Genomic DNA, 16,343 nt, shown 5'->3' on the forward strand with positions numbered 1-16,343 from the left:
TTTCCGGGAAACCTATGACCATTCAACAAAAATTGAACACCGCTCTGGCTGGCATTCTGCTGATTGTATTGGCGATTGCGGTGACGCAAAGCGTGCATTCCGAGAAACAACTCAGCAATACGCTGGTACATGACTTGTTGCAAGACAAGGCCAGCGGCTATCTGGACTCCATGAACATGCTGATGATTTCGGGGGCAATCGCCAATCGTGAGCTGCTGCGCGACAAGCTGCTGGCTGACGACGTTATTACCGAAGCCCGTATGATTCGGTCGGAAAAAATCGACGCCCTTTACGGCAAGGGAATGGCGCATGAATACCCGGCCGACGAACTCGACCAACGCGCACTGGCAGGCGAAACCGTACTACTGGAGTCCAGCAATCCTCAAGGTCGAACCATCACCTACATTGAGCCTATTCGGGCATCGGCTGATTATCGAGGCACGAATTGCCTCGGCTGCCACCAGGCCAGCGAGGGCGATATTCTGGGCGCAACGCGCATTACCTACTCAATGGCAGGCATCGACGGCCAAATTGAAGGCAATATGTTTCAGCTGATTACCCTGCAAGGCAGCGTCATGGCCGTTGCCATTGTGGTTTTGTCACTGCTGCTGCGCCAATTGATCGTATCCCCTACCCGCAATATCCAGCAAAAATTGCGCGACATGGAAAACAACTCGGATCTGACGGTGGATTTTACCGCCCGAAGCCGGGACGAGATTGGTGATACCGCCAGTTCGCTGAACAACATGGTGAAGCGCTTTGCGCAATCGTTGTCCGAGGTAGTTAGCTCCGCCAATCAGGTTGAACACAGCGCCAGTGAAATCAGCAGTTCATCAAGTAAGGCACGGCAAGCGGCAGAGACTCAACGCAATGAGTCACGTCAGTTGCTGCAAGGCATCGATGACCTGATGGCCAGCACCAGCCATGTGACGGACAACGCTCGCGAGAGCACAGAGTCAGCGCGTTTGGCCCGGGATGTCGCTAATGCAGGCATGGAAAAAACCTCACTGGCTGTGGATCACATCAGCGCCATGAACGGTGCCATTCAGGAAACTGCCAACGTTATTGGCACATTGGATGAGCGCAGTAGCAACGTTGGCAGCGTACTCGGCGTGATCAAGGAAATTGCCGAGCAAACCAATCTGCTGGCGCTCAATGCCGCCATTGAGGCCGCACGCGCAGGAGAATCCGGCCGCGGCTTTGCCGTTGTCGCCGACGAAGTGCGCACGCTGTCGCAGCGCACCCATGATTCCGCCCGTGAAATCGAAAACATGATTGGCCAATTGCAATCCGAAGCCCGCAACGCCGTTGGTTCCATGAACACCGCCCGAGAAACCGCCGAAGAAGGTGTGTCACGCATTCGTGATGCCGCCGAAGCGCTAAACCACATGATTTCCAAAATGGACCGCATGACCGAGCTGAGTCAGGCAACGCTATCCAGCATGGAGCAGCAGCTGGCGGTAGGCAGCCAGGTATCGGATGGCATTCACCGCATCAACAATGAATCTGTGGCCAGCGTCAGCAGTGCCGAAGCCACCAACAAAATTGCCGATGAATTATTGGGGCTGTCGCAGCGACTGGGCAGCTTGGTCAGACAGTTCCGACTCTGAGGCATCGCCAGTCACTTGCTCAAGAAAGATCAGATTGTCAAACGCCTGCTGATCGGTTGTGCCGCAAATATCGACTTCGGCGGTGAACTTGCCACACACCGCAGGTCGCTCCGGCTGACCAAATAGCTGGCATAAATTGTCGTCCGAAAGCTGCACGCAGCGCACACCCGCCGGTTTGCCTCTGGGCATGCCGGGAATGGCTGAGGTGATGGATGGGGCGATACAACAGGCTCCGCAGCCTAATCGACATTCCACGGATAGATCTCATGTAATTGGGTCCTTAAATTGAAACATAGCGAACCACGACAAAATACTGGATATAAGGCCAGTTATTCCTTCAAAATCCCTTGAACGCCACTCGCCACTGGTTTAGCCTTCCTGAAAATTTTCAGCAAGGATGTCCGTCATGAAGACGACCCTCTGGTCTGCCTCTGTGATTCTGGCTCTTATGAGCTCTGGCCAGGCCATTGCCGACTCGGCCAAACAGGATGACTACACCAACTTCCGGGTTGGCATCAGTTCAACCACTCTGGATGTCTCTCCGGGTGCCAGCTATATGCCGGAATCCGGTGATCAGGGCATGGGTATTTTTGCTGAGTTTCCCCAAAGCGAACACGCCGCCTCACGTTTCATCATTTACCGCATGCATCAGGACGGCAAAGACGTGACCGGTTTTGAAACCCAATTGATGTGGGGTTGGGGACTGGCTTCTGAAGGCTTCCGACTGTACACCGGCCCGGCCTGGCATCGGGAGAAAATCCTGATTGATCGCGGCACCAGCAAGCACACTGGTGTATTTAACGGCTGGGGCTGGCAAGTTGGTACCGGTGTTCAATGGGGTCCAATCACTCTGGATATTGCCGGCACCTACCGTGACGACCAGGACTACCGCAATGAAAATCGCCGCGGTGGTGCGTCGGGCAAACGCCCGGATGTTTGGCTCACCAACGCTATGATCAGTTACCGATTCTGAGACGGAAAGACCATGACCAATGCAGTAACCGTACGATACATGTCTCGCTCTGAGCTGGAGAGTCTGATGTACAGCCTTACCGCCAGCGCCGATAACGAGCAAGCCCAGCTGTTTGAAGCCATTGCCCGTCGCTTGCTGGAAATCATGGAAGAAGAACGACGCTAGTCGTTCTTCTCGCCTTCCTGCAGTTCACCCCACCCCGTCAGTCCGTTGTTGCTGTAGGAATACAGATAACTGACCAGACTGCCCTTTCTCTCTGCTACCGATTTTTCACGCCATGTCCGTTACATCCGAACACGCCATTGAACTGCTGTACCAACATCTGGAGTGGCTGGCCATCAATAAGCCCGTAGGTATTGGTATGCACAGCGAAGATGGCGTGGCAGGACTGGTGGTTCAGTGCGAACAACAGTTCCTGCAGAAGCTGTGGCCGGTGCATCGCCTCGACAAGGTAACCTCTGGCATTTTATTGCTGGCACGCAGTGCAGAAGCTGCCGCCAAGCTGGGGCAGCTGTTCGAGCAGCACCAGATTCAGAAGTACTATCTCGCCAAAGCCTCCGGCAAGCCTGCCAAAAAGCAGGGGCTGATCAAGGGCGATATGGTCAAAACCCGCAATGGTTGCTGGAAACTGACCCGCAGCCAGGAGAATCCGGCCGTGACCCGCTTTGTCAGTCATTTTGACGAAAGCTCGGGTCAACGGGGCTATTTATTGGCGCCCAAAACCGGCCGCACTCATCAATTACGCGTAGCACTCAAAAGTCTGGGCACAGCCATAGACGGCGATACACGCTACAAAGGCGCGCCCGCAAGCCGAACGTTCTTGCACGCCTATGCGGTTGTGTTTGAGTACAACGGCGCCCCCCATCGTCTGCTATGTGCTCCTTCCGAAACCGAACACTGGCCTGCTCTACCCGACGCTTGGCAAAGTCCCTGGAACCTTCTGTAGCGCGAGTTAGTTGTCTTCGTTTTTGAGCCTCTGCTGCAGGCTTTCGCAAAGTTGTTTTAGCACCCGAATCCGAGCAAAACGCTTGTTGTTGGCAGCAATCAAATGCCATGGAGCCAATTCGGTACTGGTACGCTCGACCATTTCATTCACTGCGGTTTCGTAATCGGTCCCACGCTCGCGGTTGCGATAGTCTTCGTCGGTGATCTTGTGGCGCTTGTAGCTCACTTTTTCGCGTTCTTTAAAGCGTTTCAGTTGCTCGTCCGGATCAATGTGCAGCCAGAATTTACTCACCAGCGTACCGTGTTCAACCAGCTGGGATTCAAAATCATTAATTTCACTGAACGCTCTTTGCCATTCCGCCTGACTGGCAAAGCCTTCTACCCGCTCAACCAATACCCGGCCATACCAGCTGCGATCGTAAATGGTCACCTTGCCATCACGGGGCAAATGACGCCAAAAACGCCACAAATAATGATGATCCCGTTCTTCATCCGTTGGTGCTGCGATGGGAATGACCTGGTAGTTACGGGCATCCAGCGCCGGAATCACCCTGCGTATCACGCCACCTTTGCCAGCCGCATCCCAGCCTTCCAGCACAATCACCATGGATACCGCTTGCCGCTGGGCTTCTCTGGCGAGCACCGCCAGCTTGCCTTGCCAAAATTCGAGCTGTTGCTGGTACTCGTCTTTCGACAACGACTGGCTCAGGTCGAGGCTGCCCAGCAAGGTACGTGGGCGATGAATATGTGGTATCGAATCCGAATGGCTGCTGCCTTCGCCGTCGCCCGAATCTTTTTCACTGTGATGCTTGCCAGAAGAACGGCCGTAATGCTCCAAGTGGTGCTGAATCCGTTGCAGAATGTGCATGCCGACGGTGAAATTACGATAATTGGCATCGCCACTTTCAACCACGACCCATGGCGCTACGTCAGTACTGGTTTGCCGCAAGGTATGCTCGGCAATGCCGCGAAACGTCTTGTACAGATTCAAATGCTCGCGATCTTTATCCGTCACCCGCCAACGGGTAAGAGGATCGGCAGCCAGTGCTTCCAGTCGGGCTTTTTGCTGATCATGCGACAGGTGCAACCAGAGCTTGATTACCAATGCGCCATCGGCAATCAACGTCCGTTCGAACAAACGTATCCGTATCAACTCGGCGTCCAGGCCGGCATCGCCAGTTATTCCAGCAACTCTACGGGCAATCGGGTCGCTGTACCAGGAGCCCACATAGAGCCCAATCCGGCCCTTGGCGGGCAATTTTCGCCAGAAGCGCCAGTAATCCGGACGTTCTCGCTCGTCCTGGGTTTTATCTCCAAACGCAAAGGTGCGCATCAGCCTTGGGTCCATCCACTCATTGAGTTTATTGACCATGTCACCTTTGCCCGAGCCGTCACTTCCGGAAATCAGAACAACGACGGGGAACGGCGCGTCTTTTAATGCTTGCTGCATTTCCAGCAAACGCGTTCGCAATACCGGCACTTCCCTGGCGTACTCATCGTCACCCAGACTCTGGCCAAGCTCTGCTATTTCAAACATTGGAAATTCCTTTTCAGCAAGACGGGGTTTTAGCCACCTCCCATTCATCCTCGCTCATGGCATACGGGGTGTCATTGACTAGTCTCTATATAACGTCCGAACTCAGGCTGCAGCAGGCTCGTGCCCATGACACTTAAATCCCGATTGATATTGGCCATGCTGGCCATCATCGCCACCACCATTGTAACCATAGGTCTGGTGGTCAATAACACGGCCTCATCCAGTACTCATAAAGCACTGGAGCAGCTTGCTTACGATACGCTGCAATCCACATTGGAAGCCAAGAAAAGCCATGTTGAAGAGTACCTGTCGACACTTCGCAATCAGGTAGAAGTGCTGTCGCAGGATCAGAACACCTTTGCGGCCAGTCATGTCTTTTTGAGCGGTGTGGAGGAATACCCACTGACCAGTTCGCTGACGGAAGATATGAAGCAGCAGGTGCGAGATTACTACCAAACGCATTTCGCCGGCCCTTACCAACAGCAAACCGGCCAGGCTGCCCCGACCGCCGAGCAGTACTTTAGCAACTTCGACGACGCCAGCTGGTTGCTGCAATATCACTATATCGCCAACAACCCCAATGATGTGGGCGACAAGCGTTTACTGGAGACCCAAACAGCCGATAGCAACTCCCCCTACAGTGCCAATCATGCCTCGTACCACCGCAGCTTTTTGCAATACGCAGAAAAATTTGGCTTTGGGGATGTTTACCTGATTGGTGCCGATGGAAAGGTAAACTACTCACTCAACAAGGGGTTTGAGCTCGGTACCAATCTCAAAACCGGCGCCTTTGCTGATACCGGTTTGGCCCGAGCCTTTGAACGCGCCAGCCAGGCGACAGACTCCAACGTCATTATCGAAGACGTATCCTTGTTCCCGCCGCTTATGAATGCGCCCGAAGCGTTTATGGCGGTACCGTTGTTCAAGTTCAAACGCTTACGCGGCGTATTTGTGGTGCAGTTTCCGATCGACAATATCGACCAGATCATGACCAATGGCGGCCAATGGGAAAAAATCGGTTTGGGTAAAACCGGTGAATCTTACCTGGTGGGCCCGGATGAAACCCTGCGCAGCACCAGTCGTGCCCTGTCTGGCACTCACCAGGGTGACAGCAAATCTCACGCAGGGATTGGTCAGCAGGTGATGTCTACACCATCTGTTGATCTGGCACTGCAAGGCCAGCATGGTACGGGATTGGTGGTCCATGACGGAAAAAACTGGCTGTCCAGCTATTCGCCAATCGCCATTGAAGGGCTGGATTGGGTCATTATCGCCGAAATCAGTCAGACCGAAGCGCTGGCCAGTGCCGATCATCTGGCCGCCAGCCTGACCAATAACATTCTGGTGATTTCCCTGATCATCCTGCCTCTGGCCGCCGCCGTGATCGTGCTGATTGCCGGGTTTATTTTCAAGCCGTTGCAAAACATCACCACCAATATGAAAGATATTGCTTCTGGCAGTGGCACGCTGAAAGTCCGCTTACCGGAGGATGGCAAGGATGAAATTGCCCAGCTGGCCGGGCAATTCAATGTGTTCGTGTCGAAGATAGACAAAGTGGTACAGCAGGTAGCCTCTACCGCTGACGAGCTGATTGTACAGAGTCGCGAAATGACCAAGGTGAGCGACACCAGCAAACAGACCACCAACGAACAAAGCCGTCGCATCAGCGAAGTGGTTGGCGCTATTCATGATATCTCCAGCAACGTGGATCGTAATTCCGAATACGCCGCCTCCACCACCAAGGTCGCGCTGCAAGCGAGTGATATTTCCCGTCAGGGCCAAACGCTCACCGTCGACACCGTCAGTGTGATTCGAGGGGTTGCCGAAGAAGTCACCAATACCTCTGGCTTGCTTTCCAACGTTGAGAACGACGTACAGAACATTGTCACCGTGCTGGCCGTCATTGAAGATATTTCCAACCAAACCAACCTGTTGGCTTTGAATGCGGCGATTGAGGCTGCCAGAGCCGGTGAAAACGGTCGTGGCTTTGCGGTGGTGGCAGATGAGGTACGAAACCTGTCACAACGTATTCAGAAAGAGACCCACACCATTGCCGAAACCATCGAAGCCTTGCAAAGCGGCACTCAGACAGCGGTCAGCACCATGATCAGCAGTGCCGAGCGCACCCATGATTGTGTGGCAAAAACCACAGAGGCCGGTGAGCAATTGGCTTCCGTGGTGAGCATCAGTGAAGAGATTACCCGTATGAACGGATCGATTGCGGAAACCGCCAGCAATCAGAAAAACCTGATCCATTCCGTCAGCGACAACATTGAGCAGGTTAATCAGATGGCTCGCCAGACCGCGGCGTCTACAGAAGACCTGGATGCTATTGGTAATCGGATTTCAGGGCTGGCCAATCAGCTGGATACCCTGATCGAACAATTCAATCGCCAAGCCTGACCTGATCGGCCCTGTCGACCAGAGGGGAATTAACGAGCAGCGGCCCCGGCTATGTGTCAGAACAGTCTGACGCCGGGGCTGCCGTCGATTCCAGGGTGCGGAATTTGGTGATATCAGCGGCCGTTTACCATGGCAGCGAATTCGGTATAGCCACCGACGTGCTTCTGGCCAACGAAAATTTGCGGCACGGTATGCACTGGCTTACCGATGGTCTGCTCCAGATCGGCTTTGCTGATTCCTTCGTCAATGATGTCGATGTATTTGAAGTCGAAATCTTTCAGTTCGCAGAGTTCCTTGGCGCGACGGCAGTAACCACAACCCTGACGGCCAAAAATAGTAACGCGTTGCATGTCATGTCACTCCTGCAGTTCAGCAGCGATACAGGTTTGACTTCCTGCGTCGCTAAATAGGTTCTTTGAAACACTGTTCAAGTTGTCGATAGATTAAATCTTGATTTTTGATCTGTTAAATCAGAATTGGCTATTAATGCCATAGCTTCTGCGTCACGCCCTTCAGGCAATTAAACTTACAAACCGCCTCTATCTATACGGCCTGCGGGTGTTGAGCTGAACTTAATCATATTCTATAGTGGTTATGTAGTTATTTAATCTTTAAAAGATTACCTAATAACCCCTTACGTTCAGCGCACACAAAACCGAGGCGTTCATGATCAAGCTTGCCAGCCCTTCTATCGCTCTTCCTTCAAAGACTGTTGGACGGTTGATCCAATCAGGCATGCTGATCGTGGCAGCCACAGCAGGGGGCTTAACGCCAGTGGTCGCGTCAGGCGCTGAACACAATTCCGTCAACAGTTCGGTTCGGGCTGCAGAACGCATGACCGTATCGACACACCTAATCCCCGACTATTTCGATGTTCCGGCCACGTTGGAAGCGGTTAATCAAAGTACTATTTCTGCGCAAACCAGCGGTCGTGTGTTGGCGCTTCACGCCGATGTAAACGATACCGTCGAGAAAGGTGCGTTACTGATTGAGCTGGACAATGCCCAGCAACAAGCTCAATTGGCGCAGGCCAATGCTCAACTGGCCAGTGCCACCGCCACCAATAGCGATGCTCAAAAAAACCTGTTCAGAAGCCAACGCCTGCACCAGCAGGGCAGTCTGTCACAAGGCCAGCTGGATGCCGTTGTTGCTCAGTCAGAATCGGCGGAAGCGGCGGTCAGAGCGGCCAGTGCAGCAGTAGAGCAAGCGCAGCTGTCGTTGGCTTACACGCGTATTACGGCGCCCTACTCTGGTATCGTCACGTCCCGCATGGTCGAGGTTGGTGAGCTGGTCAACCCGGGCACGCCGCTTATGAGCGGTTTGGCCCTCAGCCCATTGCGTGCAGTTGCTGATATTCCCCAACGGTTTGCGCAACAGATAACGGACGGCCAGGTTCAGGTTCTGTTGTCGTCACCACTTGGTGATCAGATTATCCGGCCAAGCCAGGTCACTCGATTCCCCTACGCAAGTCAGAAGACTCATAGCATGCGCATTCGAGCCCTTCTTGATGAGTTACCCGCCCATGTTGCCGCCCAGCTCATGCCCGGTATGTGGGCGACTGTTCGTCTGGAGGTCGCGGAGCGCAGTGCCATTCTGATTCCAGCAACAGCCCTGGTTTCGCGCTCAGAGGTGACAGCGGTTTATCTGGCATCTGCGCAGGGCTGGCGATTGCGCCAGGTTCGGGTGGGTAATTCGCACAACGGCCTGATTGAGGTGCTTTCCGGCCTTGCTGTTGGCGATGTGATCGCCGTGGACGGCTACGCAGTATTGGCGGATGTGGCAGGCAATCCGGGCTCTACTGAACCTGCTGATTCAGCAAGCGGCCGAGGGGAGTAAATCAATGACGGATTCGAACCAGTCACCCAACAGCAAAACCAGAACACACAATCTTGGAATTTCCGGTCGTACTGCTGCGGCATTTCAGAATTCCGCCATCACCCCATTGCTGGCACTGGTCGGCCTGTTGCTGGGCGCATTTGCCGTGATGATTACACCAAAGGAAGAAGAACCGCAGATAGATGTCACCTTCGCCAATGTGTTCATCGGCCTGCCCGGCGCAAGCGCACGTGAAGTGGAACAGCTGATATCCATACCTGCGCAACAGGTACTTTCAGAAATCAAGGACGTTGATGATATCTACTCCATCAGCCAGCCCGGCCAATCGATCCTGACCGTTGCATTCAAGGTAGGCGTACCGCGCGAAACGGCCATTTTGAACCTGTATAACCAGGTGATGATGCACAACGACTGGTTTCCACAAAATCTGGGGGTTAGCCAGCCGGTGGTGAAGCCTATGGGAATCGATGACGTACCGATTATGGCGATTACCCTGTCGGCCAAAAACGCAGCAGCAGACCAAACCTCCGCGACAGGACTTTTATCCACCGCAGAGCTTCCGTCTATCTCAGATCTTACGAAGGTCGCTCACGCACTGGAAAGTGAACTGAAGAAAGTGCCCGGCACCCGCGATATCTACACCATTGGCGAACGTAATCAGGTGGTCAACGTAACGGTCGACCCGCTTCGTATGAACGCCCACGGCCTGACATTTGACGATGTACGTAATGCGCTGCAAGGGGCCAATCGTGGCGGTTATCGCCTGCCGGTGGTTCAGAATCATAACGGTAAGGCCCAGGTCATTCAGATTCAGGCTGGAGAATTACTGCAAACGACCGCGGATATAGGTCAGCTGATTGTTGCCAGCGGTGCCAACGGGCTTGTGTACCTGGCGGACATTGCCGATATTCAACTGCAAGCCGACGTGCCAGATCATTTTGTGATGACCCGAACATTGGGCGAAACGTCCAGCCAATCCGCCGTCACGCTGGCCATTGCCAAACAGCCGGGACAGAACGCCATCGATATAACCCAAACGGTGTCAGAGCGTCTGGAACAGCTTAAAAACCGCATCATCCCTGACACGGTGGCCGTGCAGATTAGCCGCGACTATGGCATTACCGCCAAGGAAAAGTCCGACAAGCTGATGTCGAAGCTGCTGTTTGCGACAACGGCCGTTATCTTACTGGTGCTGGCGACCATGAGCTGGCGTGAGGCCATTATTGTGGGCTCTGCCATTTTCATTACTCTGGCGATGACCTTGTTTGCCAGCTGGGTATGGGGCTTTACGCTCAATCGTGTGTCGTTGTTTGCGCTGATTTTTTCGATTGGCATTCTGGTCGACGATGCCATTGTGGTGGTCGAAAATATTCATCGCCACATGCACATGGGAGGCAAAAAACTGCTGGAGGCCATTCCAGCAGCGGTTGATGAAGTTGGCTCCCCAACAATTCTGGCAACCTTTACCGTCATCGCAGCCCTGATGCCAATGGCGTTTGTTTCTGGCCTTATGGGCCCTTACATGAGCCCGATTCCAATCAATGCCTCGACCGGCATGCTGATATCTCTGGCGGTGGCGTTTGTGGTCACCCCCTGGCTGTCTTACAAGCTGCTGAAACGCTCCTCAGCACAATTCGAGAACCTGCCTGCGCAAGCTCATGAAGAAAAAGCCAGCGGCAAGGTGCACGGGTTTTTCCATGCTCTGATGTCCCCGTTCCTGGGCGCAGGCACAGTGGGCAAGCGGGTGCTGCTGTTTGCTGGCATTACTGCACTGATTGGCGTTGCCGTGGCTCTGCCGGTGCTCGAACAGGTTGTGTTGAAAATGCTGCCGTTTGACAACAAATCCGAATTCCAGATCATGGTCGACATGCCAGAGGGCACGCCTGTGGAAGAAACCCTGGCGGTGCTGGAATCGCTGTCAGACAGCCTGATGAACGTACCCGAGATCAAGGACGTTCAACTGTATGCAGGCACCGCCGCGCCGATTAACTTCAATGGACTGGTTCGCCAGTATTATCTGCGCAGCATGCCCAATCAGGGTGATATTCAGGTGAATCTGGTCGACAAACACCACCGCGATCGCCAGAGCCATGAGATTGCCCTCTCCGTTCGTGAGCCGCTCCAGAAAATCGGCCGAGAACTTGGAGCCAACGTCAAAGTGGTTGAAGTACCTCCCGGCCCGCCGGTGATGGCACCCATCGTGGCTGAAATCTATGGACCGGAATACGGCCGCCAGATCGCCGCAGCCAAGGAAATTCGCGCACTGTTTGAGCAAACCCCGGACATCGTTGATGTAGACGATTACGTCGAGTCAGATCAGGAAAAGTGGCTGATTCACATAAATCGCCAGCGAGCAGCCATGCTGGGCGTTTCCCAAGCCTCGATCACTCAGGCCATTAGCACTGCCTTGGGCGGTGAGGACGTTTCCTGGCTTTACAGCGGCTCTCCCAAAGAGCGAACCTTGAATCCACTGCCTGTTCGTCTGGATTTCAGCGAAGGTGACAAGGCCGGGCTGAATGCATTGATGTTGCTGCAGGTAAAAGCCGCGGATGGCACCCTGGTGCCGCTGGCCGACCTGATCCACATCGAACAGAGCATCGCCGACAAAACCATTTACCACAAGAACCTGCGGCCGGTGGTGTTTGTTACCGCCGATATGGCCGGCGAGCTCGACAGCCCATTGTATGGCTTGTTTGCCATGTCACTCTCAATGCCTGACGAGAGCGAGAATACCGGACTGAACTGGGAGCAGTGGTTTATCCAGCCGCCCGCACTGACCGATGACATCAGCGTAAAGTGGGACGGTGAGTGGCAAATTACCTATGAAACATTCCGCGACATGGGCATTGCCTACGGCATAGGCATGATCCTGATATATCTGTTGGTGGTCGCCCAGTTCCGTAGCTATCTGGTGCCGCTGATCATCATGGCTCCTATTCCGCTGACGGTGATTGGGGTAATGCCCGGTCATGCGCTGCTGGGAGCCCAGTTCACGGCAACGTCCATGATTGGCATGATCGCGCTGGCTGGAATCATCGTCCGTAACTCCATCTTGCTGGTTGATTTCATCAATCACCAACTGGCGCGAGGGATGTCCTTCGAGGAAGCCGTGATCAGCTCAGCGGCGGTGCGTTCAAAACCCATCATCCTGACTGCAGTTGCCGCCATGATCGGGGCGTTCTTTATTCTCGACGACCCGATTTTCAACGGTCTGGCCATCGCACTGATCTTCGGCATCATGGTATCCACGCTGCTGACGCTGATCGTCATCCCGATTTTGTACTACAGCTGGATGCCGAAGAATCTTGGCGGGAGGGTTCGCGGTGAAGTGGTTGTGGAGTAATTAACACGCTTGCGGATATGAAATCTGATATCCGCCATAGGATGGGCACTCGTGCCCATCACTGCTCCTGGGATTTGTAAGGTGTGACCTGCGCACTACCCACTGAACACTACCAGGCGCACATCGCCTGTTAACGCTTCGGCTTGCGGCCGCGTTTACGGTGATCTTTTTTGGCTTTGCCGCCGTCATCGGTGGCATCGAACACTCGTCCTCGACCGCCACCTGGTGCTCCACTGCCCTTTTTGCGTGCTGCTTCGGCCATGCTGACACCAGAACCCGGGATCAATTTCTTCTTGGGCTTTTTCGGCTTTTTCACAATTTGGCCGCCCAAGGCCGTTTCCGGGACCTTATGATCTGGCTCAAACGCATCCATTGGGCGACGTGGAATCAGCTGATTGATCAGGGTTTCAATCTTTGCCAGCTGTTGTACTTCGTCAGCACTGATCAGACTGATGGCCGCGCCAGCGTTACCTTTGCGGCCACTGCGACCAATACGGTGTACATAATCTTCGGCGTTGATGGGCAGCTCCATGTTGATGACCAGCGGCAGCTGCTCGACATCCAGTCCTCGAGCGGCTACGTCGGTTGCCACCAGAATACGAACTTCCCCTGCCTTGAACATTTCCATCGCCGCGGTTCGGGCGCCCTGGGTTTTGTCGCCGTGAATAGATGCGACGGAATAGTCACGGTTCGCCAGTTCGGCTTCCAGCTCGTCTACCAGACGGCGGGTTTTCACAAAAATCAGCGTTTGGCTGGCGTTTTGCTGCTCCAGCACAGTCAGCAGCAGCTCGGTTTTTCGCTTTTTGTCGACCGGGATCAGCCATTGCTGAACGGTATCTGCTGCACTGTTGGCCGCCGCCACCTCAACCATCGCCGGGTCGCGGAGCATAAAGCTGGCCATGTCTTTTACGCGCTGGGAAAAGGTTGCCGAAAACAGCAGGGTTTGACGCTTGCGAGGAATCGCGCAAAACAGCTCATCCAGTTCACCAGCAAAACCCAGATCCAGCATGCGGTCGGCTTCGTCCAGAACCAGATACTGAAGCTGTTCGAATTTGACGGCGTTATTACGATACAGGTCCAATAGCCGTCCTGGAGTCGCCACCAGAATATCCATACCTTTGCGCATCGCCATCATTTGCGGATTGATGCTCACACCACCGTAAACGGCATAGCTGCGAATGCTCAGCCCTTTGCTGTAGGTCTGCACGGACTGCAATACCTGCTCGGCAAGCTCCCGGGTTGGCGTCAGAATCAACGCCCGCACACTATTTCCCGCGGTTGGTTTGCCAGCAAGCAGCTTATGCAGCAGCGGCAATGTGAAGGCTGCGGTTTTTCCGGTACCGGTTTGCGCCGACGCCATCAAATCCCGGCCTTTAAGTACCAAAGGAATGGCCTGCGCCTGCACATCAGTCGCTTTGTGGTATTGAAGGGATTCAAGAATGGTCAGCAGGCTGGCATCCAGCCCGGATTTGGAAAAGTCAGACATGACGGCGCCGCAGCAATGAAAGGCGGCGCAGTATAGGGAATTTGTGCCTTGGTTCAAAGGCGGCGACGCTGGTGATGCCACTTCCCCGCCGCGCTACACCTTGTCCTATCAGAAAAAACCTAGGGCATGCGCTGATTCATTTCCTGCACGTTATTGGCGGTGCGGCGGAAGGTGTACCCCAATCGTTCATTCATGCCTGCAATGAGCGACAGAAAAGCATCTGGCATGTGCTGCTCTTGCATGTGGGCCTGCAATCGCTCACTGGCCTTGGCCAATTGCGGGCTTTGCTGTCCCTTGGCTGCTGCCAGATAACTGGACGCCAGCGCCTTTAGCCAGTGCTCGTAGTGCCGACGTGATTCCGGCGAATCGGAGTGGTCTTGCACAATACGCCGCATGCGAAGAGCCACATGGCCAAGATTCAATCCGGTCAGACCGAGGTCGGTCATGACCCGAAATTCCGATCCTGAATTACGGTCAGACAACGCCAATCTCAGCAGACGATCGCCCATGCGACTGTTAAACCATTCTTCGGTTTGTTCGGAACGGCCGCGGTCCGCCAGTTCCAGCAAATCATCAGCGGTGGACTGTAATAACCTGCCCTGCATGGTTTTATTGCCCGCCGGCGTGATGATTTTGAACACCCAGTAGAGAATCACCACACCCACCATGATGCCCATGGCAGTGCCCAATGAACGCGCCACATCAAATGTCATGGCATTGGAAGGTTGCACAATGATGGTGATCGGAATCAGAAAACCCAGACCGTACGGCAAGGTCGGGCGATTGGCCAAGGCCAAAAGCCCCGGGAAAAACACCATCCCCAGTACCATTACCAGAATTTCAAAGTCACCGCTGGATTGGGATAACAGGCCCAATACGCCTAATCCAACCACTGTTGAAACCGCTACCCCCTGCACCAGCCGGGTAACGACCACGGGAATTATGGCCGTCGGCAAATGTGAAAACATAATTGAAAACACCACTGGCATGATCATTAACATCAGTGCAGCAGTGGCACCGGTTTGAATCCAGATGAACGCACCAATGGCAAACACCACTACGGAACGGGTGGCATTGATAACGGCAACCAAACCGTCCTTGTAGCTCTGGATGCTGACGGCCTTGAGCTGGGTGTCAGAAAGATCCGCCTGCTCAATGGCTTGCCATGCCTTGAGCGTCACAATCAGATCGCTGACCAGATCGATTGCGATTTTGCACAGACGGAATTCCAGCGACGACTGAAATTCAAACTGTCGATGAAACTGGCGCAACTCCTTACGCAGCTGTCTGGCCGCATCGTGGGCCTGTTCGTAGTCGCGAGTAGCTTCAACCGTCGCAAAGGTGGCTGCAATACGCTGCATCCATTCGCCGTACCATTGGTGGGCTTCGTCCGGGTACTGACGCTGGAACCGGCCCAGAATCTGAACATTAGCCATCAATGACATCACCCGGTTGCACATCAGGTTGGCGGCACGACTGCGTCCCGGACCCTCCGGGCCTTCAAAGGCAACGCCGCTGGCGTCATCGGTGATGGCCATCAGCGTGTCTAGAATCTGGTCGGCATGGTCGTGGCGTTGTTTGTGGGTGCTATCAGTTGCCAGCTCCAACTCCATGTATTTGAGCGTTTTGTTAATCAGCACCTGGCCGTTTTTGCGCAAGCCGTCTTTGACACTGACGGGCCAGATCAATTGGCTCACCAACACTGCACAGCCGGCACCTAACACCAGTTCAGCAACCCTTGAACTGGCGATAGAAAACACCGTTTGGCTGGATGCGGAGCTGGCATCGGCCATGGTAAGCAACACCACCATGGCCGCCGACATACCTGCCATGGCGAAACCATAGGTGTAATTGATGCTGCGAACCGTGGAAGACAGCGCCGCGTTGATCCAGATCCACGCGCCAATACAAAGCAATGCCAGTTCCGGATATGGCATAAACGCCGCCAAAATGGCGATACCGACCAAAGAGCCAATGATGGTGCCGCCGACCTGAATAATGCCCTTCTGGATCACCAGCCCCGTTTCCGGACGAACCTGCAAGAACACCGCCGATACCACCGCCCAATATGGACGATCCAACCCCAGCGCCATGGCCAAAAACAGCGCCAGCGCCATCGACAACACACCCTTGATCGCGAACACCACGGCGGTTTTGTCTGGGCGAAAAACGGCTTCAATTAACGCGTTCATTTGGATTCCCGGAATTAA

Annotated in this window: 12 protein-coding genes; 7 read left to right on the forward strand and 5 right to left on the reverse strand. The window is 54.2% G+C overall.

Translation table 11 applies throughout. The features are described from left to right. Positions 1-14: 14 nt before the first annotated feature. On the forward strand, positions 15-1,610 hold the full coding sequence (locus G516_RS0105540) for a methyl-accepting chemotaxis protein (protein WP_028292822.1): 1,596 nt from the start codon (positions 15-17) through the stop codon (positions 1,608-1,610). On the opposite strand, the gene G516_RS24280 is transcribed toward G516_RS0105540, so the two are convergent. Continuing rightward, positions 1,557-1,865, reverse strand: coding sequence for a YkgJ family cysteine cluster protein (locus G516_RS24280; RefSeq protein WP_084644890.1), 309 nt, complete (start codon positions 1,863-1,865; stop codon positions 1,557-1,559). The genes G516_RS0105540 and G516_RS24280 overlap by 54 nt on opposite strands. A gap of 151 nt (positions 1,866-2,016) precedes the next feature. Here G516_RS24280 and G516_RS0105545 point away from each other — a divergent pair, with 151 nt between their 5' ends. From G516_RS0105545 to G516_RS0105555, 3 genes are all read left to right on the forward strand, one after another. Continuing rightward, positions 2,017-2,583 carry a hypothetical protein gene (locus G516_RS0105545; RefSeq protein WP_028292823.1) on the forward strand — a complete coding sequence of 189 codons (567 nt, stop codon included), beginning with the start codon at positions 2,017-2,019 and terminating at the stop codon, positions 2,581-2,583. A 12-nt stretch (positions 2,584-2,595) separates the two neighbouring features. Next, positions 2,596-2,748 (forward strand): hypothetical protein, encoded by a 153-nt coding sequence (locus G516_RS0105550; protein ID WP_028292824.1) that lies wholly within the window; start codon positions 2,596-2,598, stop codon positions 2,746-2,748. Positions 2,749-2,860: 112 nt separating this feature from the next. After that, positions 2,861-3,529, forward strand: coding sequence for a TIGR01621 family pseudouridine synthase (locus G516_RS0105555; protein WP_028292825.1), 669 nt, complete (start codon positions 2,861-2,863; stop codon positions 3,527-3,529). 6 nt (positions 3,530-3,535) lie between these two features. Here the strand turns inward: G516_RS0105555 and pap are convergent, their stop codons facing one another. Beyond that, entirely contained in the window at positions 3,536-5,065 is a 1,530-nt protein-coding gene (gene pap / locus G516_RS0105560; protein ID WP_028292826.1) for a polyphosphate:AMP phosphotransferase, read from the reverse strand. Positions 5,066-5,191: 126 nt separating this feature from the next. On the opposite strand from pap, the gene G516_RS0105565 reads away from it, so the two are divergent. Further along, positions 5,192-7,468, forward strand: coding sequence for a methyl-accepting chemotaxis protein (locus G516_RS0105565; protein ID WP_028292827.1), 2,277 nt, complete (start codon positions 5,192-5,194; stop codon positions 7,466-7,468). A 113-nt stretch (positions 7,469-7,581) separates the two neighbouring features. Here G516_RS0105565 and G516_RS0105570 read toward each other — a convergent pair whose 3' ends face one another. Then, on the reverse strand, positions 7,582-7,818 hold the full coding sequence (locus G516_RS0105570; RefSeq protein ID WP_028292828.1) for a GrxA family glutaredoxin: 237 nt from the start codon (positions 7,816-7,818) through the stop codon (positions 7,582-7,584). A gap of 484 nt (positions 7,819-8,302) precedes the next feature. Between G516_RS0105570 and G516_RS21190 the strand changes: the two genes are divergently transcribed. Further along, positions 8,303-9,304, forward strand: coding sequence for an efflux RND transporter periplasmic adaptor subunit (locus G516_RS21190; protein ID WP_051218978.1), 1,002 nt, complete (start codon positions 8,303-8,305; stop codon positions 9,302-9,304). Positions 9,305-9,308: 4 nt separating this feature from the next. Continuing rightward, the gene (locus G516_RS0105580) at positions 9,309-12,647 is read left to right on the forward strand and encodes an efflux RND transporter permease subunit (protein WP_028292829.1); all 3,339 of its coding nucleotides are present in this window, start codon (positions 9,309-9,311) and stop codon (positions 12,645-12,647) included. 130 nt (positions 12,648-12,777) lie between these two features. Here the strand turns inward: G516_RS0105580 and G516_RS21195 are convergent, their stop codons facing one another. Continuing rightward, positions 12,778-14,133 carry a DEAD/DEAH box helicase gene (locus tag G516_RS21195; protein ID WP_051218979.1) on the reverse strand — a complete coding sequence of 452 codons (1,356 nt, stop codon included), beginning with the start codon at positions 14,131-14,133 and terminating at the stop codon, positions 12,778-12,780. Between the two features lie 119 nt (positions 14,134-14,252). Beyond that, positions 14,253-16,325, reverse strand: a complete 2,073-nt coding sequence (locus tag G516_RS0105590; RefSeq protein WP_028292830.1) for an FUSC family protein — start codon at positions 16,323-16,325, stop codon at positions 14,253-14,255. Positions 16,326-16,343: the final 18 nt, after the last annotated feature.

The sequence above is a fragment of the Oceanobacter kriegii DSM 6294 genome (genome assembly GCF_000422845.1).
Classification (GTDB): Bacteria; Pseudomonadota; Gammaproteobacteria; order Pseudomonadales; family Oceanobacteraceae; genus Oceanobacter; species Oceanobacter kriegii.

What these genes read in the sequence shown, in the direction of transcription:
- G516_RS0105555 (WP_028292825.1), top strand. Translation starts at nt 2,861, where the DNA reads ATGTCCGTTACATCCGAACACGCCATTGAACTGCTGTACCAACATCTG.
- G516_RS0105550 (WP_028292824.1), top strand. Translation starts at nt 2,596, where the DNA reads ATGACCAATGCAGTAACCGTACGATACATGTCTCGCTCTGAGCTGGAG.
- G516_RS0105565 (WP_028292827.1), top strand. Translation starts at nt 5,192, where the DNA reads ATGACACTTAAATCCCGATTGATATTGGCCATGCTGGCCATCATCGCC.
- pap (WP_028292826.1), bottom strand. Translation starts at nt 5,065, where the DNA reads ATGTTTGAAATAGCAGAGCTTGGCCAGAGTCTGGGTGACGATGAGTAC.
- G516_RS0105590 (WP_028292830.1), bottom strand. Translation starts at nt 16,325, where the DNA reads ATGAACGCGTTAATTGAAGCCGTTTTTCGCCCAGACAAAACCGCCGTG.
- G516_RS0105540 (WP_028292822.1), top strand. Translation starts at nt 15, where the DNA reads ATGACCATTCAACAAAAATTGAACACCGCTCTGGCTGGCATTCTGCTG.
- G516_RS21195 (WP_051218979.1), bottom strand. Translation starts at nt 14,133, where the DNA reads ATGTCTGACTTTTCCAAATCCGGGCTGGATGCCAGCCTGCTGACCATT.
- G516_RS0105580 (WP_028292829.1), top strand. Translation starts at nt 9,309, where the DNA reads ATGACGGATTCGAACCAGTCACCCAACAGCAAAACCAGAACACACAAT.
- G516_RS21190 (WP_051218978.1), top strand. Translation starts at nt 8,303, where the DNA reads ATGACCGTATCGACACACCTAATCCCCGACTATTTCGATGTTCCGGCC.
- G516_RS0105570 (WP_028292828.1), bottom strand. Translation starts at nt 7,818, where the DNA reads ATGCAACGCGTTACTATTTTTGGCCGTCAGGGTTGTGGTTACTGCCGT.
- G516_RS0105545 (WP_028292823.1), top strand. Translation starts at nt 2,017, where the DNA reads ATGAAGACGACCCTCTGGTCTGCCTCTGTGATTCTGGCTCTTATGAGC.